The organism is Pseudomonas sp. NBRC 111140, assembly GCF_001320885.1.
Lineage (GTDB): Bacteria > Pseudomonadota > Gammaproteobacteria > Pseudomonadales > Pseudomonadaceae > Aquipseudomonas > Aquipseudomonas putida_P.
The window spans coordinates 1-22,315 of the sequence record NZ_BCBQ01000093.1 but is presented as its reverse complement, the minus strand read 5'-3'; the positions used below and the strand labels follow the sequence as shown (position 1 = coordinate 22,315).

Here is a 22,315-nt window from a genome sequence, read left to right as displayed (position 1 = left end):
AAAGAAAGCGGACGCACTGCCGAGCTGGAGCAGAAGTGGTTCAAGGGCGTGCAGGAGACTGCGGCCGGGCAGTAAGATTTATTGCTGCCTGTACCGGCCTCTTCGTGGATGAACACGCGAGGAGGCCGGTACAGGCTTACAGTGACAGTTCAGCCAGCGCCTGCGCCGCCTGCTCCAGCTCCAATTCGCTGAACACCTGCACCCCAGCCCGCCGCAACAGCGCCGTGGTCACCCCTTCCCCCGCTACCTTCACACCGCTGAACGTGCCGTCATAGGTCAACCGGTTACCACACGAAGGGCTACCCGCCTTCAACACCGCCACGCGGATTCCATGCCGCTGCGCCAGTTCCAGCGCCAGCTGCGCCCCAGCCAGAAACTCGGCACTGACATCGCTGCCCGTCACTGTGAGCACCTGCGCGCCGCCATCGAGCACCGCCCCGCCCTGCCCGCCTGGTATCTCCGCTGGCGGGCGCGGGGTCGGCAAGCCACCGGCTACCTCTGGGCACAAAGCCACAACGCGCCCTTCGGCCTGCCACTGCTGCAACAGGCCCAGGTGCCCACTGGCCCGGCCGTCATAGCGCACCGGCTGCCCCAACAGGCAGGCGCTGACCAGCACCTTGGCCACATCAGAACGGGTCATTGCCACGCCGCCTGAACCAGCCGGTCAACGACAACCGCTCACGCCTAGCCGGCAACACCTCGTGGGGCACTTCGCCGGACAGGAATATCACCAGGCAACCCGCCACTGGCTCCACATCGTGCTCGACACCCTCGGCCAGGAACATGCGCAACTGGCCGCCGTCCTCCGACTGCCACCCCTCGTTCAGGTACAGCACCGCCGAGACCATGCGCCGGTCATCGTCGCGAAAACGGTCCAGGTGCCGGCGATAGAACGCCCCCGGTGGGTACAAGGCAAAATGGCATTCGAAGTCTTCCAGGCCCAGGAACAGGCCCTGGTTGATCGCCAGCCGCAGTTGGTCCATGGCCGCCAGGTACTGGTCGCAGGCCTCGGCCTGCCCCGGGTCGATCCACTGGATCTGGTCGCCGCGTATGGCTTCGCGCACCTCCTGGGTAGCACCACGCCCAACCCCCGCAGGGTTGAGTTCGCCTTCGGCATCACGGCGTCGGCACTCGGCCGCCAGCGCGCGCACCAGTTCGGCAGGCAGAAAGAGCGCCTGCTGGGACCAGCCTTGGGTGGCCAGATCGTCGACGACGGCCGTAACCATCGGGTGTTCAGGGGAGATGTGCATGGCGCGCATCATATCCATTCGCCCTGTCGCCGCACAGCGCCACTTGGCCGAGAAACACGCGCATATCTCGACAAACCAGCGCTGGGCCAAGGACAATAGCCACCTGCCGACAGGAGTCCTGAATGCGCCGTCTGTTTTCCCTGATTCTGCTGATGATCTGCACCACGCCTGTCTGGGCAGACAACCTGGATCAACTGTACAAGGCCGCCGGCTGGCCCGACCAGCGCGCCCACTTCAACGATGCCCTGACCGCCGCCCAGGCGCGCTATCGCAACAGTTTGCCACCCGCCGTGTACCAGGCGCTGGTCAACAACAGCAACCAGCGCTTCCAGGCCCAGGCGGTAGACCGTCGTGCCCAGGCGCAGTTGCGCGCCACCCTGGCCAACCCCTCGCCGGCCCTGGCTTTCTTCCAGTCGCCGCTGGGGCGCAAGGTGGTGGCAGCGGAACTCAAGGCCACTCGCAAGGACGAACTGGCCAAGAATGCCAAGGGCCTGCCGAAGATCCAGGCCAGCGACGACCGCCTGCTGGTCATCGGCCACCTGGCCCAGGCCCTGCCAGCGCGTGAAGCCGGCGCCGAAGTCAGCCTGGCCATCGCCGGCGTGGCAGCCGACAGCCTCAGTTCGATGATCCCCGGCCTGTTCGGTGGCGGCCAGGCCCAGGGCCTGCTCGACGGCCAGCGCCAGCGCCTGATGAACCAGATCGGCGAAGACCTCAACAACACCTTGTTGTACGTCTACCGCGACCTGTCCGACGCCGAGCTGGAAGAATTCGCCACCTTCGCCGAGTCCCCTGACGGCAAGGCCTACTACCAGGCGGCCCTGGCCGCTGTCCGCGCGGGCCTGGCGGTTGGCCAGAGTACCAACGAGCTGAAGTGATCAGCCCAGGCGCTGGTCGATGAAGTCGAAGTAGCGCTGGCGAATGCCCGGCAGCTCGTTGGCCAAGTGGTGACGGGCCTCGGGCAGCATCAGAATTTGCGGCTCGGCAAACTTGGCCTTGAGCACTTCAAGGTTGTAGGGCCAATCCACCGTGCCATCGGCCTCCCCCTGCACGATCAACGGCCGCCGCGAACTGCGTGGCGCGGCCTCTATGCGTTTGACCCATGCGATCAGTGCCCCCACCCAGGCGGTTGGCAGGCGGCGCGGTTGCAGCGGGTCGGCCTCCAGAAACGGCAGGAAGGCCGGGTCGTTGGTGTTCTCGCTGAAGCGGCGCTCGATGCCGCTCACAAAGTGACGCAACACCCGATAACTCAATTTCGACCAGCGCCAGGAACAGGGCCGTACCAACGGTGCCAAGAGGATGACCTGGCCATCGATGGGGCTGCGCGCGCCTTGGTGCAGCAGGTGGTCCACGGCAATGGCGCCACCGGTGCTCTGCCCGCACAGGTGCCACGGGCGCGGCAGTTGCAGCGCCCGTGCCTGTTCGAACAACACCTCCAGCACCTGCTGGTAAACCGCAAAATCACTGATGCTGGCCCGCTCGCCACTGGACAGGCCATGACCGGGCAGGTCACAGCTGATCACAGCGAAACCCTGTTTGAGTGCCCATTCGATCACATGCCGGTAGAGGCCCATATGGTCGTAATAACCGTGCAACAGGAACAGCGTTGCGATGGGCTGCTCGGGTAACCAGGCCTGCCCGACCAGGTCGAACCCCGCCGCCTGGAAGCCGCCCAGCCAGCTGTGTGCCGACAGGTCCAGGCCGTAGAAGCGCTGGTATCCCTGGGCCTCGGCCGTTAACGGCTGGCAAGCGGTCAACGGTGCCAGGCAGGTGCGCAGGTGGTCGGGTTGAAAAGCAGCGGGCATCGGGTACATCCACATTGACGCAAGTATTGATCCGGAATCTTCAGCTCTGGCCGGCGTCATGGCAAGCTTGCTCACCTCGAACAACCAGCACCGATCTGGTTGTCGGATTACTGCCTTGCTCAAATCTGGAAATTTGCGCGATCACTGTGGGAGCGGGCTTGCCCGCGAACACGGGCATAGCCCGTGCCATCCACCGCGTAGTCTGCTTCGCGGGCAAGCCCGCTCCCACAAAGGTCCACCGACGCTTCATGAGTAGCCGAATCATCAAACCGTTGTGCACGGTGCTTGCCCTAGTGGTCGGCGTTGCCATCCTCTGGCAGGCCTACACCACCTTCCAGGCCCGCTACCTGCGCCCGTTCGACAACCAGACCACCCTGTTCGACGGCAGCCAACTGCACCTGCCCCCAGAACTGGCCGGCCCAGGCCCGATCCGCGTGGTGCACTTCTGGGACCCCGCCTGCCCGTGCAACGTCGGCAACCAGCAGCACCTGGGCGACCTGGTCAGCCAGTTCGCCGGCCAGGGCGTCACCTTCCATGTGCTGCAAAAGCCCGGCAGCCACGGCCAGTTGCCCGCCAACCTCTCCGCCCTCAAGCCGCTCGCCAGCCTGCCCGGCAGCGAACACCTGCCCGCCTCCCCGGCCGTGGCTATCTGGGACCGGCAAGGGCGCCTGGCCTACTTCGGCCCCTACAGCGAAGGTGCGGTGTGCAATGCCAGCAACAGCTTCATCGAGCCCATCCTCAAGGCCTTGCTCGATGGCCGCCAGGTCAGCGCCTCCAATACCCTGGCAGTGGGTTGCTACTGCCCTTGGGCGGGCTGACGTACCCGCGCCGGGTTACCCACCACCGTCGCACCCGCCGGCACATCCCGGGTCACCACACTCCCAGCACCCACCACGGCATTGTCGCCAATGGTCACCCCCGGCAGGATGATCGCCGCGCCGCCGATCCACACGTTGTTGCCGATGGTCACCGGTCGCCCGCTCTCCAACCCGCTGCGCCGCAAGTCAGGGTCGAGAGGATGGTCGGCGGTGTAGATCTGCACGTTAGGGCCGATCTGGCAGTCGTCGCCGATGCGCACCGGTACCACGTCGAGGATCACGCAGTTGAAGTTCATGAAGGTATTGCGGCCAACACTGATGTTGTAGCCATAGTCGCAATAGAACGGCGGGCGGATCACCGCGCCTTCACCCACCTGGCCAAAGTGCTCCAGCAGCAGCCCGTGGCGCGCATCGTTGAGCAGTTCGACACTGTTGTTGTAACGGTGCATCCAGTGCTTGTTGGCGATCTGCTCGGCCTGCAGCTCGGGGCAGCCGGCGTGGTAGAGCTGGCCTGTAAGCATCTTCTGTTTTTCGCTGAGTGACATGGAATCTCCTTCCCGGGGGCTATGCTCTGTTCGCGAATCCGCCGATGATCGGACCACATTTTCCGCTTGAACGCACAAGGAGCTTGCATGAAGCGCAGCCTGACCCTGCTGGCCATGGTGGTTGCCGTGGCCGCCGGCGCCGGTTACTGGTACGTACAGGGCAAGCTACCGCAACGCGAAGGCGAGGTAGCCATTGCCGGCCTGCAAGCACCGGTCAGCGTGCGCTACGATGCCCGCGGCGTGCCGCACCTGCAGGCCCAGAGCGAGCCGGACCTGTACCGTGCGCTGGGCTACGTGCATGCCCAGGACCGGCTGTTCCAGATGGAAATCCTGCGTCGCCTGGCCCGTGGCGAGCTGGCCGAGGTGCTGGGCGACAAGCTGCTGCCCACCGATACCCTGTTCCGCAGCCTGCGCATTCGCGAACAGGCCGCCCTGATGGCCAAGCAACAGGACCCGCAGTCGCCGGCATGGCAAGCCCTGCAAGCGTACCTCGACGGGGTCAACAACTGGCAAGCCAGTCACCCCAAGCCCATGGAATTCGACCTGCTCGGTATCACCCCGCGCCCGTTCACCGCCGAAGACACCCTGAGCGTCGCCGGCTACCTGGCCTACAGTTTTGCTGCCGCGTTCCGCACCGAGCCTGCGCTGACCTACATCCGCGACCAGCTGGGCCCTGAATACCTGAAAATATTCGACCTAGGCTGGCAACCCGAGGGCGCTCTGGGCACGCCGCTGGCCGCCGCCGACTGGCACGGCCTTGAAGCCCTCGCCCGCCTCAGTCATGAGGCACTGGGCGACGCCGGTATCCCGCAGTTCGAAGGCAGCAACGCCTGGGCGGTAGCGGGTAACCGCACCCGCAGTGGCAAGACGTTGCTGGCCGGCGACCCGCACATCAGCTTCGCGGTACCAGCCGTGTGGTACGAGGCCGAGCTGTCAGCGCCCGGCTTCAACCTGTATGGCTACTTCCAGGCGCTCAACCCGTTTGCGCTGCTCGGTCATAACCGTGACTTCGGCTGGAGCCTGACCATGTTCCAGAACGATGACGTCGACCTGATCGCCGAGCGCACCAACCCGGCCGACGCCAACCAAGTAATGATCGATGGCCGATGGCAGACGCTCGAAAAGACCGAGCAGCAAATCGCCGTCAAAGGCGAAGCGCCGGTCACCATCAACTTGCGCCGCTCGCCCCATGGCCCGATCGTCAACGACGTACTGGGCAGCACTACCGGCCCCACGCCCATCGCCATGTGGTGGGCATTTCTGGAAACCGAAAACCCGATCCTCGACGGCTTCTATCAGCTCAACCGCGCCGACACCCTGGGCAAGATGCGCGAGGCCGCCGCCAAGGTCCACGCCCCTGGGCTTAACTTTGTCTGGGCCAATGCCCGTGGCGATATCGGCTGGTGGGCGGCGGCAAAGCTACCGATCCGTCCCGACGGCGTCGACCCCGCGTTCATCCTCGACGGCGCCAGCGTGCAGGCGGACAAGCTTGGTTTCTACCCCTTCAGCGTCAACCCGCAACAGGAGAACCCAGCGCGCGGCTACATCGTTTCGGCCAACTACCAGCCGCCAGCGGCGGTGCCGATACCGGGTTACTACAACTTGCCCGACCGTGGCCGCCAGCTCGATCGGCACCTGGCCAACCCCGAGGTGAAATGGGACACCCAGAACAGCCAGGCACTGCAGTTGGACACTGCCAGCGACTACGGCCCGCGCACCCTTGCCCCGTTGCTGGCAACCCTGCGCGCAGTGGCCGAAGGTGACGAACAGAAGGAGCTGGTTGAGCAACTGGCGGCCTGGGCGGGCGACTACCCGCTGGACTCGACCAGCGCCACGCTGTTCAACCAGTTCCTCTACGAACTGGCCTTCGCAGCCCTGCATGACGAGCTGGGCGACACCTGGTTCCCGGTGCTGATAAGCACCCGCGCCATTGACGCCGCCCTGCCACGCCTGGCAGTGGATGCAGACTCACCCTGGTGGAACACCCGTGGTGGCAACCTGCGTACCGACCGTACAGCCGTTGTGCGCACGGCTTGGCAGAACAGCTTGAAACACCTGCGTGACACCCTGGGCAGCGACCCGGTCAGCTGGCAGTGGGGCAAGGCCCATACCCTGACCCACAACCATCCGCTTGGGGTGAAAAAGCCGCTGAACCTGTTGTTCAACGTCGGCCCCTTCGCTGCACCCGGCACCCATGAAGTGCCGAACAACCTCTCGGCGAAGATCGGCCCGGCGCCATGGCCGGTTAACTATGGGCCATCGACACGGCGGCTGGTCGACTTTGCCGATGCCGGACAGGCGCTGACCAGCAACCCGGTAGGGCAGAGCGGCGTGCCGTTCGACCGGCATTATGCGGACCAGGCCGAGGGGTATGTGCAGGGGCAGTATCAGCGTGCACAGATGGGGGTGATTCCGGCGCAAAGTACCTTGCGATTAGTACCAGGCGAATGACCGAGAAGGGCTGCACAGCAGCCCCAATCACACCGTCAACCCTGCCACTTGCCCCCTTCGACGATCACGCTTTCCGGCTTGGTGTCATCGCTCAGTTCCTTGCGCACATACTGGTCATACAGCTTCAGCAAGAACTTCTCTTCCCCCAGTTTGGCCAACTCGGCATTCACCCAGTCTCGCAGCTCGGTGTTGCCCTTCTTCACCGCCGGCGCAATCGGCGCTTCGTCACCCAGCAGCTCAGGCAGCACGCGGTAACCCGGGTTCTGCTTGGCCCAGCTGAACAGGATCAGGTTGTCCTGGGCATAGGCATCGCCACGGCCGGTGGCCAGGGCTTGCAGCGATTCGCTGTTCTTCTCGAACTTGAGCAGCTTCCAGTCGGGATGATTTTTGGTCAGCCAGATATCGGCCGTGGTGCCGGTGGTCACGATGATGGTCTTGTCGGCCAGGTCGTCGAGCTTCTGCACCGGGCTGCCATCCGCCACGATGGCCTGCACGGCAACGCGCAGGTTGGGGTTGGTGAAGTCCACCGCTTCCTTGCGCTCCGGGGTCACGGTCATGTTGGCGAGGATCAGGTCGACCTTGTCGCTCTGCAGGAACGGAATACGGCTGGCCGGTTCCACGGCAACGAACTCGACCTTGTTTTCATCGCCCAGCAGGTCCTTGGCCAGGCGCCGGCCAATGTCGGTGTCAAAGCCCACATAGCGGCCTTTCTCATCGACGAAGCCGAACGGCGGCTTGTCGGTGAACACGCCGACAATCAGCTTGTCGCGGGCCTTGATGGTTTCCAGGTAGCTGGTGGCTGGCGATGCCGCCGCCGGCTTGGGCGGTTCGTCGGCCTTGTTGCAGCCGGCCAGCAAGGCCAGGCCGAACAACGGTGCCAGCAGTTTGGTGAGGTTGGCAGTTTTCATGACAGTTCCTTGTGCAATGTCTTTGGCAGGCTTTCTACGAAGGAGAATTTCTCCAGGAACTGCTGCGCGCGTGCGGTCCGCGGTCGGGTGAAGAAGCTCTCGGGGTCACCCTGTTCAAGGACCCTGCCGGCCTCCATGAACACGATGCGGTCGGCCACCGCGCGAGCGAAGGCCATTTCGTGGGTAACGATGAGCAAGGTCATGCCGTCGCGGGCCAGGCCCTGAATTACCTGCAGCACCTCCTTGACCATTTCTGGGTCGAGGGCAGCGGTAACTTCGTCGAACAGCATCACCTCGGGGTTCATGCACAACGCGCGCACGATGGCGATGCGCTGTTGCTGGCCCCCGGACAATTGCCGGGGGAACGCGTCGCGCTTGTCCAGCAGGCCGACCCGCGCCAGCAGCGCCTCGGCCTGGGCCTGGGCTTCGGCCCGCTCGCGCTTTTGCACTTTCAGCGGGCCCAGCAGCAGGTTGTCGATCACGCTCATATGGCCGAACAGGTGGTAGCTCTGGAACACCATGCCGACCCGCTGGCGGATGGCGCGCCAGTCGGTGTGCGGGGCGAGCAATTCTTGCCCGGCCAGGCGCAGGTGCCCGCTGTGGGCCTGCTCAAGGCCGTTGAGGCAGCGCAGCAGCGTGCTTTTGCCACAGCCACTGGGGCCGAGGATGACCACCACTTCACCGGCCGCCACCTGCAGGTCGACGTCCTTGAGCACCTGGTGCTCGCCAAAAAACTTGTTGAAACCCTGGAATTCGATCAGTGCGCTCATGAGTGTGCCCAGCGGCGTTCCAGCACGCGCGAAGCGGCGGACAGCGGATAACAAACGATGAAGAAGAACAGGAACAAGGCGCCATAGATCAGCACCGATTCGTAGGTGCGTTCGATGATCTGCTGACCGGCCTTGATCACCTCGACCACGCCGATCAGCACCGCCAGCGAGCTGGTCTTGATGATCCGCGTGTAGATGTTGATGGTGGGCGGGGTCATGCGCTTGAGCGCCTGCGGCAGCAGCACGTAGCCATACAGCTGCCACCCCGCCAGGCCGATCGACAGCCCGGCTTCGCGCTGGCCGCGCGGCACCGAACGCAGCGCACCGCGTACCACCTCGCCCACCTCGCTCGCGCCCCACAGGGCCAGTACCAGCACCGCGCACCAGAAGCTGGGGATGCTCAGGGCAAAGAAGATCGGCAGGCCGAAGAACACCAGGTACAACCAGACCAGCACCGGGATGGCGCGAAACAACTCAAGGTACACCTGCAAGGCGATGTTCAGGGCACGGTTGCCCAGGGTTGCCAGCACGCCGTACAGCACGCCACCCAGCGTTGCGAAGAGGATGCCCAGTGCCGAGATGGCCAGGGTCTGCGCGGCGCCGCCGGCCAGCTGCGGCAGCGCCTGCAGCAACAGGTCAAACGCCGAACTGGCCATGTTGCAGCCTCCTTTCCACGTAGCGCAGCAGCAACGACAGCGGCAGGAACAGCAATACACAGAGCAGGGTCAGCACGGTGAGCATTTCGTAGGTCTTGTAGTACAGCGCGATGTAGTTTTTGGTGGTGTAGAGGATTTCCGGCACGGCCACCGCCGACACCACGGTGGTTTCCTTGAGCAGGAAGATGAAGTTGGCGAACAGTGCCGGCAGGCTGAGGATACCGGCCTGGGGCAGCACCACATGGCGCAGCAGTTGGCCCTCGGACAAGCCGATGGAGCGCCCAGACTCCAGCTGCGCACGCGGCACCGCTTCGATGCCGGCCCGTAACACCTCGGTGAGGTAGGCACCGCCCATGAAGGTCATGGTGATGATCGCCGCGGAAAAACCGGAAATCTTCAGGCCCAGGCTTGGCAAGGCGAAGTAGACGAAGAACAGTTGGATCAGCAGCGGCGTGTTGCGCGCCAGCTCCACGTAGGCTTTGACCAGGCGCCACAGGTAGGGCGTGCGCAGGACAAGGAGCGTGGCGTTGACCAGGGCGACCAAGAGCGAGGTGGCGATGGCGATCATGCCGACCTGCAAAGTCACGCCCACGGCCTTGAGAAAGGCGGGTAGCGTGCTGAGGATGAATGCGATGTCGAGGGTCATGGGTAGAGCAAGTCTGCAGGGTGCGCGGGGGCACAATGAATAGACTCTAATGATCTAAAAATTTTTTAATAAATACCTTTATTGCATATGCATAGTACAGGCATAGACGCCCTTTGTAGGCGCGGCCTTGTGTCGCGAAAGCGCCGCAAAGCGGCCCCGGCAATAGCAGGTGAATTGCAAAAATCCTGGGGGCGCTCCGCCCCCCCTTTCGCGACACAAGGCCGCTCCTACAGGGGATCGCTTCTCCCCAAAATGCATGTCAAAGAAATAAAGACGCCGACTCATATGAGTCGGCGTCAGGTCATGCAAGGGAATGCAACTGCATCAGAACGCTGGCAGCACCGCACCCTGGTACTTCTTGGCGATGAATGCCTTCACTTCCGGGCTGGTCAGGGCCTTGGCCAGTTTCTGGATGGCTTCGCTGTCCTTGTTGTCCGGGCGGGCAACCAGGAAGTTCACGTATGGCGAATCGGCACCTTCGATCACCAGCGCATCCTTGGCCGGGTTCAGGCCGGCTTCCAGGGCGTAGTTGGTGTTGATCATGTCCAGGTCAACCTGGTCCAGCACGCGCGGCAGCATGGCCGACTCAAGCTCGCGGAACTTCAGCTTCTTCGGGTTCTCGGCAATGTCCTTGGGGGTGGCCAGGGCATTTTTCGGGTCTTTCAGGGTGATCAGGCCAGCCTTCTGCAGCAGGATCAGGGCGCGGCCGCTGTTGCTGCCTTCGTTAGGGATGGCAACAGTGGCGCCTTCCTTCAGCTCGGACAGGTTCTTGATCTTCTTGGAGTAGCCACCGAAGGGTTCGACGTGCACGCCGACCACGGTTTCCAGGTGGGTGCCTTTACCTTCGTTGAAGCTTTTCAGGTACGGCAGGGTCTGGAAGTAGTTGGCGTCCAGGCGCTTCTGGTCCACTTGTACGTTTGGCTGCACGTAATCGGTGAAGACCTTGATCTGCAGGTCCACACCTTCTTTTGCCAGGGTCGGCTTGATCAGCTCAAGGATTTCGGCGTGCGGAACCGGGGTAGCGGCAACCACCAGTTTCTCGGCAGCGGCGGCCAGGCCGGAGAACGACAGGGCAGCAGCCAGGGCAGTGGTCAGCAGGGTCTTCTTCATGGTGGTCCTTGTTCTGAATCTGGGCCATCGACGATGGCGAATCGGGTGCCCAACCGGTTCACCAGTGGGCGTGAGGCGGACAATACCTAGATTTTTTATTCCGTAACAATATCTTTTACTTAGCTGCTTATTCCAAAAACAAACTGCCACCAGCCACTTTGCTTATGAGCGATGTCTAGCGCGCGGGATTGGCCAGGTCGAGGTCCTCCGGCAGGATCTCTGCGCCGTCATTCACCAGCAAGGCAAAGTGGATCACGTTCTCCAGCTCGCGGGTGTTGCCTGGCCAGAAATGCGCTTCCAGCACCTGCTGCGCCGCCTCGCTCACCAACGGCACGGGCCGCTGCAGGCGCACGCTGTAAATGCCCACGAAGTACTCGGCCAGCGGCAGGATGTCGCCCGGCCGTTCACGCAGCGGCGGCAGTTCCAGCGCCCCCTCGCGCAGGTACTGGTACAGGCGCTCGTTGAAGCGCCCCGCACGTACCACGCGCGCCAGGTCGATGCTGGTCGCGGCGACCAGGCGCACATCCACTGGCTGTGGCTGCTGCGCGCCAACCCGGGTGACCTCACGGTTTTCCAGTGCGGCCAGCAACTTGCCCTGGATGGCCAGCGGCAAGTCGGCAATCTCGTCCAGGTACAGCGTGCCGCCATTGGCCGAGCCAAACCAGCCGGCGCGGCTGCTGGCTGTGCCGCCATGACTGCCGGCGCTATAGCCGAACAATTCGGCATCGGCGTAGGTGGGGCTGATGGCCGCGCAGTTGACCGACACGAACAGCCCGCCACGGTCGCTGGCACGGTGGATCTGCCGGGCCAGCAGCTCCTTGCCGGTGCCGGTTTCGCCACGGATCAGCACCGGCACAGGTTGTGGCGCCAGGCGCTCAAGGTCCTCGCGCAGCTGCTGCGAGCGCGGGTCGATGAACACCAGCGCCTTGGCACGAATGCTCAGCGGGCTCTTGTCCAGCTCGGGGAAGGTCAGCAGCGGCTGGCCAAACGGGTTTTGAAAAGTCATGACGAACTCCCGCCCCAGGCCTGCAATGGCCGGGCGTCAGGCAAACGGTAAACAGTAAGGGTGATCAGGCGCGGCGCAGTGCGCGCTGCTCTACCCGGCTCTGCAAGCGATACAAGTAGGCGAAGCCTTGTTCCCAGCGCTCATGGCCGGACTTGACGTTGATGTGCCCGGCATTGCTCAGCAACCCCGCTTCGGCGCCCCATGCCTGGGCCAGGTACAGCGCCCGCGGTACGTTCACGGCCGGGTCGTTGTCCGAGCTGACGACCTGGCTGGGGAACGGCAATGCATCGGTCGGGATCGGCGCAAAGTTGCGCAGGGCTGGCGCGCAGGTGGGCCGCTCGACGTCTGCCGGCGCCACCAACAGTGCACCACGCACCCGCCGCAGCAAGGCCGGCCTGGCTTGCGCAGCCCAATGGGCGACAGTGATGCAGCCCAGGCTGTGGGCGATCAGGATCACCGGTGAGCGCTCGGCGGCAATTGCCTGCTCCAGCGCCTGCACCCAATCCTGCCGCTGCGGGGTGAGCCAGTCGTGTTGCTCCACCCGGGCACTGTTAGGCAGGGTGCGCTGCCAGTGACTTTGCCAATGGTTGTCTGGCGATCCTTGCCAGCCCGGCACAATCAGGTAACGAATCGACTCATTGCGCATGGGGACGCCTCCAGTAAGTTTGCGTGCTTGGAGACAAGTATAGGGAGGGAGTTATATTCGTAAAGGAATAAGAAGCTATTTATTAATAACCAAAAACCAATTCCTGCGACAGGGCCCTCACAGGCAAAAAAAAGGGCCAACCCCTGCCAAGAGATGTGGCCCATAAGCACTTGCCTGAAGAGGTGTGCCGGGTATCAACGTGCGGTAATCACCGCCAGCTTGCTGATCCCCGCGCGTTCGATGGCCGCCATGGCCCGTGCCACTTCGCCGTAGTTCACGCCGTCATCGGCCTGCAGCTGCACGCGCACGTCCGCGTCCTTGTCCTTGGCGGCCTTGAGATTGGTTTCCAGCAGATCGGGCTGGATCTGGTCCTTGTTGATGAACAGCTTGCCCTCGCCATCGATGCTGACCACCAGCGGGTCCTTCTGCTCCACCGGGGCCACGGCCTCGGTCTTGGGCAGGTTGATGGGAATGGCGTTGGTCAGCAGCGGCGCGGTGACGATGAACACCACCAGCAGCACCAGCATGACGTCCACCAGGGGCGTGACGTTGATTTCACTGAGGACTTCGTCGCTGTCCTGGGTCGAAAAGGCCATATCAGGACGCCTCCTTCACTGGCTGGGTGAAACCGGCCTGGGCTTTTTGCACAGCAGGGTGCACCAGCACGCGGAAGGCACTCTTCTGCGCCAGGCTGTAGAAGTCGTGGGCGAAGTCATCGAGGTCGGCGGCGGTCAGCTTGAGGCGCCGCAGGAAGTAGTTGTAAACCAGCACGGCCGGTACCGCGACGGCGATACCCACACCGGTCGCCACCAGTGCCGCACCGATAGGTCCGGCGACGGTTTCCAGGCTGGCGGAGCCGGCCGCGCTGATGCCCTTGAGCGCTTCCATGATGCCCCACACGGTGCCGAACAGGCCGATGAAGGGCGAGGTGCTGCCGATACTGGCGACCACCGCCAGGCCGGTTTCCAGCGAGCGGCGCTCACGCACGATCTGCTGGCGCAGGGCGCGCTCCAGGCGGTCCTGGTGGTTGATCGCATGGCTCAGGTCGTTGGCCTGAGTGTCGCCAACGGCGATGGCAGCGTAGCCAGACTGGGCCACACGGGCAGCCGGGCCGGGCAGCTCATGGCTGAGCTCGGCGGCCGAGTCCAGGCTGGAGGCAGCCCAGAACTGCTGGTGGAAGCGCTTGTCCTGGTTCTTCAACCGCACGAACTGCGCGACCTTGACCAGGGCCAGGCCCCAGGTGACGACAGAAAAACCGACCAGCAGCCAGATGACTGCGCTTTCAACGGATTCGAGGGGGGATGCCAGCAGGCTCATGATGATGTCTTCCTGTGTTCTGCGAAAAAGTTAGCGAAGCTTGAAATCGATCGGCACGCTGACCCAGCCGGTCTGGGCCACATCACCCTGCTTGGCGGGCACGAAGGTCCAGCGCTTCACCGCGGCCAGCGCGGCGGCGTCGAGGGCGTCACGGCCGCTGCTCTTCTGAACCTGGATCTGCCCAGGCTTGCCGCTGGGCAGCACTTCGACACGCAACAGCACGGTGCCCTCCCAGCCACGGCGCTGAGCCATCTGCGGGTACTCCGGCGCCGGGTTCTTCAGGTACGCGGCGTTGGCCGATGCCGGGGTTATCGGGGCCGGCGCGGGTGGTGCGGGCGCAGGCGGTGCCGGGGCCGCCACTGGCGCGGGTGGTGGTGCTTCAACCGGCTTGGGCTGTGGCTTGGGCGCTTGCTTGACCACAGGCTTTGGCACGGGCTTCGGTTTGGGTTTGGGCTTGGCGGCCAGTTCGTCGACGACCGGTGGCGGCGGCGGTGGCTCGACCACGGGAGGCGCGGGCGCAGGCGGCGGAGGCTCGACCACAGGCGGTGCGGGTGCCGCGAACTCGATGGTCATGGGCGGCACCTGTGGCGGCACAACCGGCAGTTCGGGCGTGGGCGCCTGGCTGACCCAGTACGCGGCGGCGCCATGCAGGGCCAGCACCAGCAGGCCCAACACCAGCTTGTCGCGGCGCTTGAGCCCGCTCACAGGCGTGCGTTGCAGGCGCAGCTGGCCAAGCGGCAGGCGAAGCGTGCGTCCAAGCTCGACCAGGTCGCCTGGGGCCGGGCGCCATGGCTGGTCGTAGGCCCTGACGGCCGATTGGACATTACCCATTGATCAAACTCCTGGGGTCTCGATTCAGGTGTGTGGCTGAATCATCGGGGCCAGAGGCTTATCTCTTAAAGTAATGTTTAAAATTATGGTTAGAACTTAATTGAATATTGTTTCTGAAGGATCGCGTGAAAGCCACGGATTGCGCGGGCTGTGGCATTCATGGCTAAAGGCTATGCATTGGGGGCATGCAAAATATTCGCGTAAGGCATGAGATTGCCGCGAGGGCTGCGCCCTCGATCGCGACGCAAGGCCGCTCCTACAAAGGACTCGCGCCCCTCGGACCTTACGCGAATCCCTTGTAGGAGCGGCCTTGTGTCGCGATGGGCTGCAAAGCAGCCCCGGCAATCCGACAGGCATAAAAAAACCCGGGACCAAGCCCGGGCTCTTAATCATCAAGGGCAGATCAGATATCCGCCACCTTCTGCCAAACCTTCGGCCGGAAGAACAACGTCTCCCCACGCGCCAAGCCGGTCAGGCTGTCATGGTCCTTGACCACTTCGGCCTCGATCAGCTCGCTCTGCCCTTCCACCTTCAAAGTCACCCGCGTGGTCGCGCCCAACGGCCGGATGTCCCGCACCTCGGCCGCATGGTGCCCTTCGGTCTCATGCCGCGACAGCGACACCTCGTGCGGACGGAACAGCACGTGGTGGCCTTCGCTCAGTGCCAGGCGGTTGGAATCGCCGAGGAAGTGGTAGACGAAATCGTTGGCTGGCTTCTCGTACACCTCGCCCGGCGAACCGATCTGCTCGATCACGCCCTTGTTCATCACCACGATGCGGTCAGCCACTTCCATGGCTTCTTCCTGGTCGTGAGTCACGAACACCGAGGTCAGGTTGATATCCTCGTGCAACCGCGCCAGCCAGCGGCGCAGCTCCTTGCGCACCTTGGCATCCAGCGCACCGAACGGCTCGTCCAGCAGCAGCACCTTGGGCTCCACCGCCAGGGCGCGGGCCAGGGCGATACGCTGACGCTGGCCGCCAGACAGCTGCTCGGGGTAGCGATCGGACAACCAGTCCAACTGCACCATGTTCAGCAGCTCGTGCACCTTCTCGGCGATCTTGCTCTCGCTCGGGCGCTCGCCCTTGGGCTTCATGCGCAGGCCGAAGGCGACGTTGTCGAACACGCTCATATGGCGGAACAGCGCATAGTGCTGGAACACGAACCCGACGTTACGGTCACGCACGTCATGGCCAGACACGTCCTCGCCATGGAACACGATGTTGCCCTGGTCCGGGGTTTCCAGGCCGGCGATGATGCGCAGCAGCGTGGTTTTGCCGCAGCCGGACGGGCCGAGCAAGGCCACCAGCTCGCCGCTGTTGATGTCCAGGTTGATGTTGTTCAGGGCCTGGAAGCTGTTGAAGCGCTTGCTGACATTACGAACTTCGATCGACATGAATCATTCCTCCGCGGCGCTGTGGCGCAGGCGGTTAATACGGTTCTCGCTCCACTGCTTGAGCAGCAGGATGAAGAGCGCCAGGATCAGCAACAGGCTGGCCACGCTGAAGGCCGCCACGTGGTTGTACTCGTTGTAGAGGATCTCTACGTGCAGCGGCAAGGTGTTGGTCACGCCGCGAATGTGGCCGGACACCACCGACACCGCGCCGAACTCGCCCATGGCCCGTGCAGTACAAAGCACCACGCCGTAGATCAAGCCCCATTTGATATTCGGCAAAGTCACGTGCCAGAACATCTGCCAGCCATTGGCGCCGAGCAGGCGCGCGGCCTCCTCTTCTTGCGTGCCCTGCTCCTGCATCAGCGGGATCAGCTCACGGGCCACGAACGGTACGGTGACGAAAATGGTCGCCAGGACGATGCCCGGCAGGGCGAACACGATCTGGATGTCGTGGTCCTGCAGCCACGGCCCGAACAGGCCTTGCGCGCCGAACATCAGCACGTAGACCAGGCCGGCGATTACCGGCGACACCGAGAACGGCAGGTCGATCAGGGTGACCAGGATACTCTTGCCACGGAAGGTGTACTTGCTCACGCACCACGCGGCGCTGACACCGAACACCAGGTTCAGCGGCACCGAAATCACCACGGCGAGCAGGGTCAGCTTCAGCGCCGACAAGGCATCAGGCTCGAAGATCGCCTCGAAGAAGGTGCCAAAACCGTTCTTCAGCGCCTGCGACACCACGATCACCAGCGGCAGCAACAGGAACAGTGCGAACACCAACCAGCCAAGGCCGATCAGAATGCGTCGCGAAGTAGCGCTGCCTCGGCGGGCGGCGTTGGCGGCGGCGCTTGTACTCAGGGATGAACTGGACATGCCGGCCTCCTTCAAGGGGTTTCGATGCGGCGCTGCAGCAAGTTGATCAGCAGCAGCAGGATGAAGGAAACCACCAGCATCAGCACGCCGATGGCGGTCGCGCCGGTGTAGTCGTACTGGTCGAGCTTGACCATGATCAGCAGCGGCAGGATTTCGGTCTTCATCGGCATGTTGCCGGCAATGAAGATCACCGAGCCATATTCGCCCACGCCACGGGCGAAGGCCAGGGCAAAGCCGGTGAGCCAGGCCGGTAGCAGGGCCGGCGCCAGAATATGACGGAACACCTGCAGCGGCTTGGCCCCCAGGCAGGCAGCGGCCTCTTCCACTTCACGCGGGATGTCGGCCAGTACCGGCTGCACCGTGCGCACCACGAACGGCAGGGTGACGAAGGTCAGCGCCAGGGTGATGCCCAGCGGGGTGTAGGCGATCTTGAAGCCCAGGTCGGTGGCGAACTGGCCGACCCAGCCCGCAGGCGCGTACAGGGCGGTCAGGGCAATACCGGCAACGGCGGTAGGCAGGGCGAACGGCAGGTCGATCATCGCGTCGATGATCTTGCGCCCGGGGAAGGTGTAGCGCACCAGTACCCAGGCCAGCAGGGTACCGATCACACCATTGATGATGGCGGCGAACAGGGCGGTGCCGAAACTCAGCTTGAGCGCGGCGATTACCCGCGGTGCGCTGATGATGTTCCAGAACTGCTCCCAGGTCAGCTGCGAGGCATGAATGAACATGGCCGCCAGCGGTATCAGCACGATCAGGCTGAGGTACACCAAGGTGTAGCCCAGCGTCAGCCCGAAGCCGGGTATGACGGGGGAAATACGACGTGACATAAGTATCCCTGGTTGAACGCACGAAGCCCGGAATCAATCCCGGGCCGGTGCAAGACTCTGAATCCCGGGGCTGCGTTGCAGCCCAATCGCGACGCAAGACCGCCCCCACAGGAGATTGCGGTTCCTTGTGGGAGCGGCCTTGTGTCGCGATTGGGCCGCAACACGGCCCCGCTTTTCCCTGGCGTTTACTGTGCCTGATAGATCTGGTCGAACACACCGCCATCATTGAAGAATTTGGGCTGTGCAGTTTTCCAGCCACCGAAGTCCTTGTCGATGGTTACCAGGTCCAGTTTCGGGAACTGCTTGCCAAACTCCGCAGCGACTTTCTCGTCACGCGGGCGGTAGAAGTTCTCGGCGGCAATCTTCTGCCCAGCCGGGCTGTACAGGTGCTTGAGGTATTCGGTGGCAATCTCGGTATTGCCTTTCTTCTCGGCGTTCTTGTCCACCACCGCCACAGGCGGCTCGGCCAGGATCGACAGCGACGGCACGACGATGTCGAACTTGTCGGCGCCACCGTCTTCCTTCAGCGCCAGGAAGGCTTCGTTTTCCCAAGCCAGCAATACGTCGCCCTGGCCGTTGTTGACGAAGGTGATGGTCGAGCCACGGGCGCCGGTATCCAGCACCGGTACATGCTTGAACAGCTCCTGTACGTACTCCTTGGCCTTTTCTTCGCTACCGCCGGCTTTCAGGCCATAGGCCCAGGCCGCCAGGAAGTTCCAGCGCGCACCGCCGGAGGTTTTCGGGTTGGGGGTGATGACCGAGACGTCCTTCTTGATCAGGTCGCCCCAGTCCTTGATGCCTTTCGGGTTGCCCTTGCGCACCAGGAACACGATGGTCGAGGTGTACGGGGTGCTGGCGTCCGGCAGGCGGGTCTGCCAGTTGTCCGGCAGGGTCTTGCCGAGCTTGGCTACTTCGTCGATGTCGCCGGCCAGGGCCAGGGTCACCACGTCGGCGCGCAGGCCGTCGATCACCGCACGGGCCTGCTTGCCCGAACCGCCATGGGATTGCTGGATCTTCACCTTGTCGCCCGGGTGGGCCTGCTGCCAGTGCTTGATGAACTCGGCGTTGTACTGCTGGTACAGCTCGCGGGTCGGGTCGTAGGACACGTTCAGCAGTTCGTAGTCCTTGGCGATGGCGGAACCGGCAAAAACAGCACTGGCCAGGGCGGCGAGCGCATAACGGCGGATGGACATGGTGAAGCTCCCGATTGGCATTTTTCTAATTTTGGATGTGAGGCGCGATCAGCTGGGCTTGTTGCCCGGCTGTTGCAGGCGGAACTTCTCCTTGCGCTCGATCTGTACGACCTGAGCGTTGTGCACAGTGATCTCCACCGCACCAAACCGCAGGTCGCGCAAGGCGCTCTGGATTTCACGCAGAATGGTGGCTTCGTCCTGACCGTCGATGCTACGCAGAGATGCACTCATGCTCGTTCTCCTTGGAGTGAGGGTGCCGGGCAGAGGTTTGAAGGGGATTTGCGCCTGGCTTGAGGGCAATAGTAGTGAGGCGGAGTTATTCTTAAAAATACTGTTTAAGAATGTTTATATAACCAAAATAAAAGGCTTATCCTGAAGACAATAGAAGGCCCTGTGGGAGCGGGTTTACCCGCGAATGCGGCGGTAGCTCCACCATCGCATTCGCGGGTAAACCCGCCCCCACAGGGTTCAGTTCAGGGTTTCAGGATTTTTCCTGTGGCTCGCGGATCTTGTACCAGGCCACATACAGCGCCGGCAGGAACAGCAGCGTCAGCAAGGTCGCCACGATGATCCCGCCAATCATCGCGTAAGCCATCGGCCCCCAGAACACTTCGCGGGCAATCGGGATCATGCCCAAGCTCGCCGCCGCCGCAGTCAGCAGGATCGGCCGGCGCCGGTGGTTGGTGGCCTCCACCACCGCATCCCACGGCGAGTAGCCCTGGGCCTCGAACTCGTCGATCTGGGTCACCAGGATCACCGAGTTGCGGATGATGATGCCCGCCAGGGCAAGTATGCCCAGAATCGCGACAAAGCCCATGGGCGTGCCCGTGGGCACCAACGCAATGATCACGCCAATCAGCCCCAGCGGCGCCACGCTGACCACCAGGAACAACTTCTGCACGCTGTGCAGCTGGATCATCAGGAAAGTCGCCATCAGGAACAGCATCAGCGGGATCACCTTGCGAATCGGCCCTTGCGCCTTGGCGCTCTCCTCCACCGTACCGCCGGTGGCCACTTCGAAGCCCACCGGCAGCTTGCTGGCGAACTCGTCGATTTTCGGCTTCAGCTGGGCCACCAGGTCGGTGGGCTGGATATCACCGTTGACCGAGGCCTTGATGGTGATGGTCGGCTTGCGGTCGCGGCGCCAAACCAGCGGCTGCTCCAGCTCGTAGCGCACGGTGGCGAACGACAACAGCGGAATCGAGGTGCCGTTGGGGGTGAGAATCTGCAGGTTCTGCAGGGTATCGGGTGAGCCGCGCTCGCTGTCTTCGGCACGGGCGACCACGTCCACCAGGTAGATGTTGTCGTTGACCTGGGTGATCTGCACGCCGCTGACGATGCTGTTCATCACATTGGCCACGTCTTCCGACGACAGCCCCAGTTGGCGCGCCTTGTCCTGGGCGATTTCCACGCGCAGCACCTTACCCGGCTCGTTCCAGTCGTAAATCATCTCGCCAATGTGCTCGTTCTGGTCAAGCAACGTGGCCAGTTCGATGGCGTGCTGGCGCACCTGGTCGATGTTGGCACCGCTGACCCGGTACTGGATCGGCCTGCCCACCGGCGGGCCCATTTCCAGCGACTGCACGTTGGTACCGATGCCGACGAACTCTTCATGCAGGATCTTCTGCAAGCGGTCCATCATGCCCTGGCGTTCTTCGAAGCCCTTGCTGACGATCACCAGCTGGGCGTAGTACGGGTTCTGCAACTGCTGGTCGAGCGGCAGGTAGAAGCGAATCGCACCCTGGCCAATGTAAGTGCTCCAGCGCACCAGGTCCGGGTCGTCCTTGATCCGCGCCTCGAAGCGGTCGACCACCTTGCGCGTTTCCTCGATCGAGGCGTTTTGCGGCAGGTTCAAGTCGACCAGAATTTCCGGGCGGTCCGAAGAGGGGAAGAACTGGTTCTGTACAAAGCGCTCGCAGAAGATGGCCAGCACGAACAACAGCACCGTGCCGATGATGGTCAGCCAGCGATTGCGCATGCACCACAGCAGGCCATGTTCGAAGGCTTTGCCCAAACGCCCCGGCTCGGCTTCATGGGGTTTGACCTTGCTGCTGAGGATATGCACACCCAGCACGGGGGCGAAAAACACCGCCACCACCCACGACACGATCAGCGCCACGGCAATGACGGCAAACAGGGTGTAGGTGTACTCACCGGCCGAACTGGCGTTAAGGCCAATCGGCACGAAGCCGGCCACGGTCACCAGGGTCCCGGTTAGCATCGGGAAGGCTGTGGAGGTGTAGGCGAACGTCGCCGCCTGCTCCTTGCTTTCGCCCATTTCCAGCCGCGTGACCATCACCTCCACGGTGATCATCGCATCGTCCACCAGCAGGCCAAGTGCAATGATCAGCGCACCCAGCGAAATCCGCTGCATGGTGATACCGCTGTACTCCATGAACACGAACACCATGGCCAACACCAGCGGGATCGAGCACGCCACCACCAACCCCGCGCGCACCCCAAGGCTGACGAAACTCACCGCCAGCACGATCACGACCGCCTCGAACAGCGCACTGGTGAAGCCGCCGACCGCCTGCTTGACCACCACGGCCTGGTCGGAAACGGTGTGCACCCCAACACCTACTGGCAAGTCCTCGACCACTTTGTCCATGCGCTTTTTCAGCGCAGCCCCGAATACCTGGATGTTGCCACCGGCTTTCATGCCGATGGCCAGGCCGAGGGCCGTCTGGCCGTTGTAGCGGAACATCGGTGAAGGCGGGTCGACGTAGCCGCGCTCGATATCGGCGATATCGGCCAGGCGGAAGAAGCGATCGTTGATCTTCAGGTTGACGGTTTGCAGGTCCTTTTCCGAGGCGAACTGCCCGGAAGTACGCACCGAGATACGCTCCGGGCCGGCCTCGATCACCCCGGCCGGGGTTACCGCGTTCTGCGCTTGCAGGGCCTGCATCACTTGGCGCTGGTCAATGCCCAGGGCCGCCAGCTTGCGGGTGGAGAAGTTCAGGTACAGCACTTCGTCCTGGGTGCCGATCAGCTCGATCTTGCCGATATTGGGTACGTCGCGAACCTCGGCCCGTGCCTGCTCCACGTAGTCACGCAGTTGGCGCAGGGTCAGGCCGTCGGCGGTGAAGGCGTAGATAGAGCCGAACACATCACCGAATTCGTCGTTGAAACCCGGCCCCTGGATACCCGCCGGGAATTCACCACGAATATCCTGGATCTTCTTGCGCACCTGGTACCAGATGTCCGGGATGTCCTTGGCCTTGGTGGTGTCGCGCAGGTACACGTAGACCGTGGATTCGCCGGGTC

The 22,315-nt window shown here is 63.2% G+C and carries 23 protein-coding genes and 1 pseudogene; 4 read left to right on the top strand and 20 right to left on the bottom strand.

Going from position 1 to position 22,315, the window contains the following annotated elements:
* Positions 1-75 (top strand): annotated as a pseudogene (locus tag APH42_RS29960) (ABC transporter substrate-binding protein); the annotation flags it as partial.
* 61 nt (positions 76-136) lie between these two features.
* On the opposite strand, the gene APH42_RS23850 reads toward APH42_RS29960, so the two are convergent.
* Together APH42_RS23850 and APH42_RS23845 are read right to left on the bottom strand one after the other, a co-directional pair.
* On the bottom strand, positions 137-640 hold the full coding sequence (locus APH42_RS23850) for a DUF523 domain-containing protein (RefSeq protein ID WP_060494357.1): 504 nt from the start codon (positions 638-640) through the stop codon (positions 137-139).
* Positions 627-1,259, bottom strand: a complete 633-nt coding sequence (locus tag APH42_RS23845; protein ID WP_041166805.1) for a 2OG-Fe(II) oxygenase — start codon at positions 1,257-1,259, stop codon at positions 627-629. The genes APH42_RS23850 and APH42_RS23845 overlap by 14 nt, the downstream gene beginning before the upstream one ends.
* A gap of 113 nt (positions 1,260-1,372) precedes the next feature.
* Here APH42_RS23845 and APH42_RS23840 point away from each other — a divergent pair, with 113 nt between their 5' ends.
* Entirely contained in the window at positions 1,373-2,125 is a 753-nt protein-coding gene (locus APH42_RS23840) for a DUF2059 domain-containing protein (RefSeq protein ID WP_012274707.1), read from the top strand.
* Here APH42_RS23840 and APH42_RS23835 read toward each other — a convergent pair whose 3' ends face one another.
* On the bottom strand, positions 2,126-3,052 hold the full coding sequence (locus APH42_RS23835) for an alpha/beta hydrolase (protein ID WP_060494356.1): 927 nt from the start codon (positions 3,050-3,052) through the stop codon (positions 2,126-2,128).
* A gap of 248 nt (positions 3,053-3,300) precedes the next feature.
* Here APH42_RS23835 and APH42_RS23830 point away from each other — a divergent pair, with 248 nt between their 5' ends.
* Complete coding sequence (locus tag APH42_RS23830; protein WP_060494355.1) at positions 3,301-3,870, top strand: DUF6436 domain-containing protein; 570 nt, start codon at positions 3,301-3,303, stop codon at positions 3,868-3,870.
* Here the strand turns inward: APH42_RS23830 and APH42_RS23825 are convergent.
* On the bottom strand, positions 3,849-4,415 hold the full coding sequence (locus APH42_RS23825; protein ID WP_012274710.1) for a sugar O-acetyltransferase: 567 nt from the start codon (positions 4,413-4,415) through the stop codon (positions 3,849-3,851). The genes APH42_RS23830 and APH42_RS23825 overlap by 22 nt on opposite strands.
* 87 nt (positions 4,416-4,502) lie before the next feature.
* Between APH42_RS23825 and APH42_RS23820 the strand changes: the two genes are divergently transcribed.
* Positions 4,503-6,866, top strand: coding sequence for a penicillin acylase family protein (locus tag APH42_RS23820; RefSeq protein ID WP_060494354.1), 2,364 nt, complete (start codon positions 4,503-4,505; stop codon positions 6,864-6,866).
* Positions 6,867-6,901: 35 nt separating this feature from the next.
* On the opposite strand, the gene APH42_RS23815 is transcribed toward APH42_RS23820, so the two are convergent.
* The 16 genes from APH42_RS23815 to APH42_RS23740 all read right to left on the bottom strand — a co-directional run.
* Positions 6,902-7,774: a transporter substrate-binding domain-containing protein gene (locus tag APH42_RS23815; protein WP_060494353.1), complete on the bottom strand. Its 873-nt coding sequence runs from the start codon at positions 7,772-7,774 to the stop codon at positions 6,902-6,904.
* On the bottom strand, positions 7,771-8,544 hold the full coding sequence (locus tag APH42_RS23810) for an amino acid ABC transporter ATP-binding protein (RefSeq protein ID WP_012274713.1): 774 nt from the start codon (positions 8,542-8,544) through the stop codon (positions 7,771-7,773). Before APH42_RS23810 ends, APH42_RS23815 begins: the two co-directional genes overlap by 4 nt.
* Positions 8,541-9,200 (bottom strand): amino acid ABC transporter permease, encoded by a 660-nt coding sequence (locus APH42_RS23805; protein ID WP_060494352.1) that lies wholly within the window; start codon positions 9,198-9,200, stop codon positions 8,541-8,543. The genes APH42_RS23810 and APH42_RS23805 overlap by 4 nt, the downstream gene beginning before the upstream one ends.
* Positions 9,181-9,846: an amino acid ABC transporter permease gene (locus APH42_RS23800; protein WP_012274715.1), complete on the bottom strand. Its 666-nt coding sequence runs from the start codon at positions 9,844-9,846 to the stop codon at positions 9,181-9,183. The genes APH42_RS23805 and APH42_RS23800 overlap by 20 nt, the downstream gene beginning before the upstream one ends.
* Positions 9,847-10,170: 324 nt before the next feature.
* Positions 10,171-10,956, bottom strand: a complete 786-nt coding sequence (locus tag APH42_RS23795) for a MetQ/NlpA family ABC transporter substrate-binding protein (RefSeq protein ID WP_012274716.1) — start codon at positions 10,954-10,956, stop codon at positions 10,171-10,173.
* A gap of 175 nt (positions 10,957-11,131) precedes the next feature.
* Positions 11,132-11,962: a sigma 54-interacting transcriptional regulator gene (locus APH42_RS23790; RefSeq protein WP_012274717.1), complete on the bottom strand. Its 831-nt coding sequence runs from the start codon at positions 11,960-11,962 to the stop codon at positions 11,132-11,134.
* A 64-nt stretch (positions 11,963-12,026) separates the two neighbouring features.
* Positions 12,027-12,608 (bottom strand): alpha/beta hydrolase, encoded by a 582-nt coding sequence (locus tag APH42_RS23785; protein ID WP_012274718.1) that lies wholly within the window; start codon positions 12,606-12,608, stop codon positions 12,027-12,029.
* Positions 12,609-12,802: 194 nt separating this feature from the next.
* Positions 12,803-13,204: a biopolymer transporter ExbD gene (locus APH42_RS23780; protein ID WP_012274719.1), complete on the bottom strand. Its 402-nt coding sequence runs from the start codon at positions 13,202-13,204 to the stop codon at positions 12,803-12,805.
* A gap of 1 nt (position 13,205) precedes the next feature.
* Positions 13,206-13,925: a MotA/TolQ/ExbB proton channel family protein gene (locus tag APH42_RS23775; protein ID WP_012274720.1), complete on the bottom strand. Its 720-nt coding sequence runs from the start codon at positions 13,923-13,925 to the stop codon at positions 13,206-13,208.
* Positions 13,926-13,955: 30 nt separating this feature from the next.
* Positions 13,956-14,756, bottom strand: a complete 801-nt coding sequence (locus APH42_RS23770; RefSeq protein ID WP_060494351.1) for an energy transducer TonB — start codon at positions 14,754-14,756, stop codon at positions 13,956-13,958.
* Positions 14,757-15,159: 403 nt separating this feature from the next.
* Positions 15,160-16,149 (bottom strand): sulfate/molybdate ABC transporter ATP-binding protein, encoded by a 990-nt coding sequence (locus APH42_RS23765; RefSeq protein WP_012274722.1) that lies wholly within the window; start codon positions 16,147-16,149, stop codon positions 15,160-15,162.
* A 3-nt stretch (positions 16,150-16,152) separates the two neighbouring features.
* Positions 16,153-17,025, bottom strand: a complete 873-nt coding sequence (cysW, locus tag APH42_RS23760) for a sulfate ABC transporter permease subunit CysW (protein ID WP_012274723.1) — start codon at positions 17,023-17,025, stop codon at positions 16,153-16,155.
* 11 nt (positions 17,026-17,036) lie between these two features.
* Positions 17,037-17,855: a sulfate ABC transporter permease subunit CysT gene (gene cysT / locus APH42_RS23755; protein WP_012274724.1), complete on the bottom strand. Its 819-nt coding sequence runs from the start codon at positions 17,853-17,855 to the stop codon at positions 17,037-17,039.
* A gap of 185 nt (positions 17,856-18,040) precedes the next feature.
* Positions 18,041-19,048, bottom strand: a complete 1,008-nt coding sequence (locus APH42_RS23750; protein ID WP_012274725.1) for a sulfate ABC transporter substrate-binding protein — start codon at positions 19,046-19,048, stop codon at positions 18,041-18,043.
* A gap of 48 nt (positions 19,049-19,096) precedes the next feature.
* On the bottom strand, positions 19,097-19,279 hold the full coding sequence (gene oscA, locus APH42_RS23745) for a sulfur starvation response protein OscA (protein ID WP_012274726.1): 183 nt from the start codon (positions 19,277-19,279) through the stop codon (positions 19,097-19,099).
* Between the two features lie 250 nt (positions 19,280-19,529).
* A partial coding sequence (locus tag APH42_RS23740; RefSeq protein WP_060494350.1) for an efflux RND transporter permease subunit occupies positions 19,530-22,315 on the bottom strand: 2,786 nt, incomplete at its 5' end.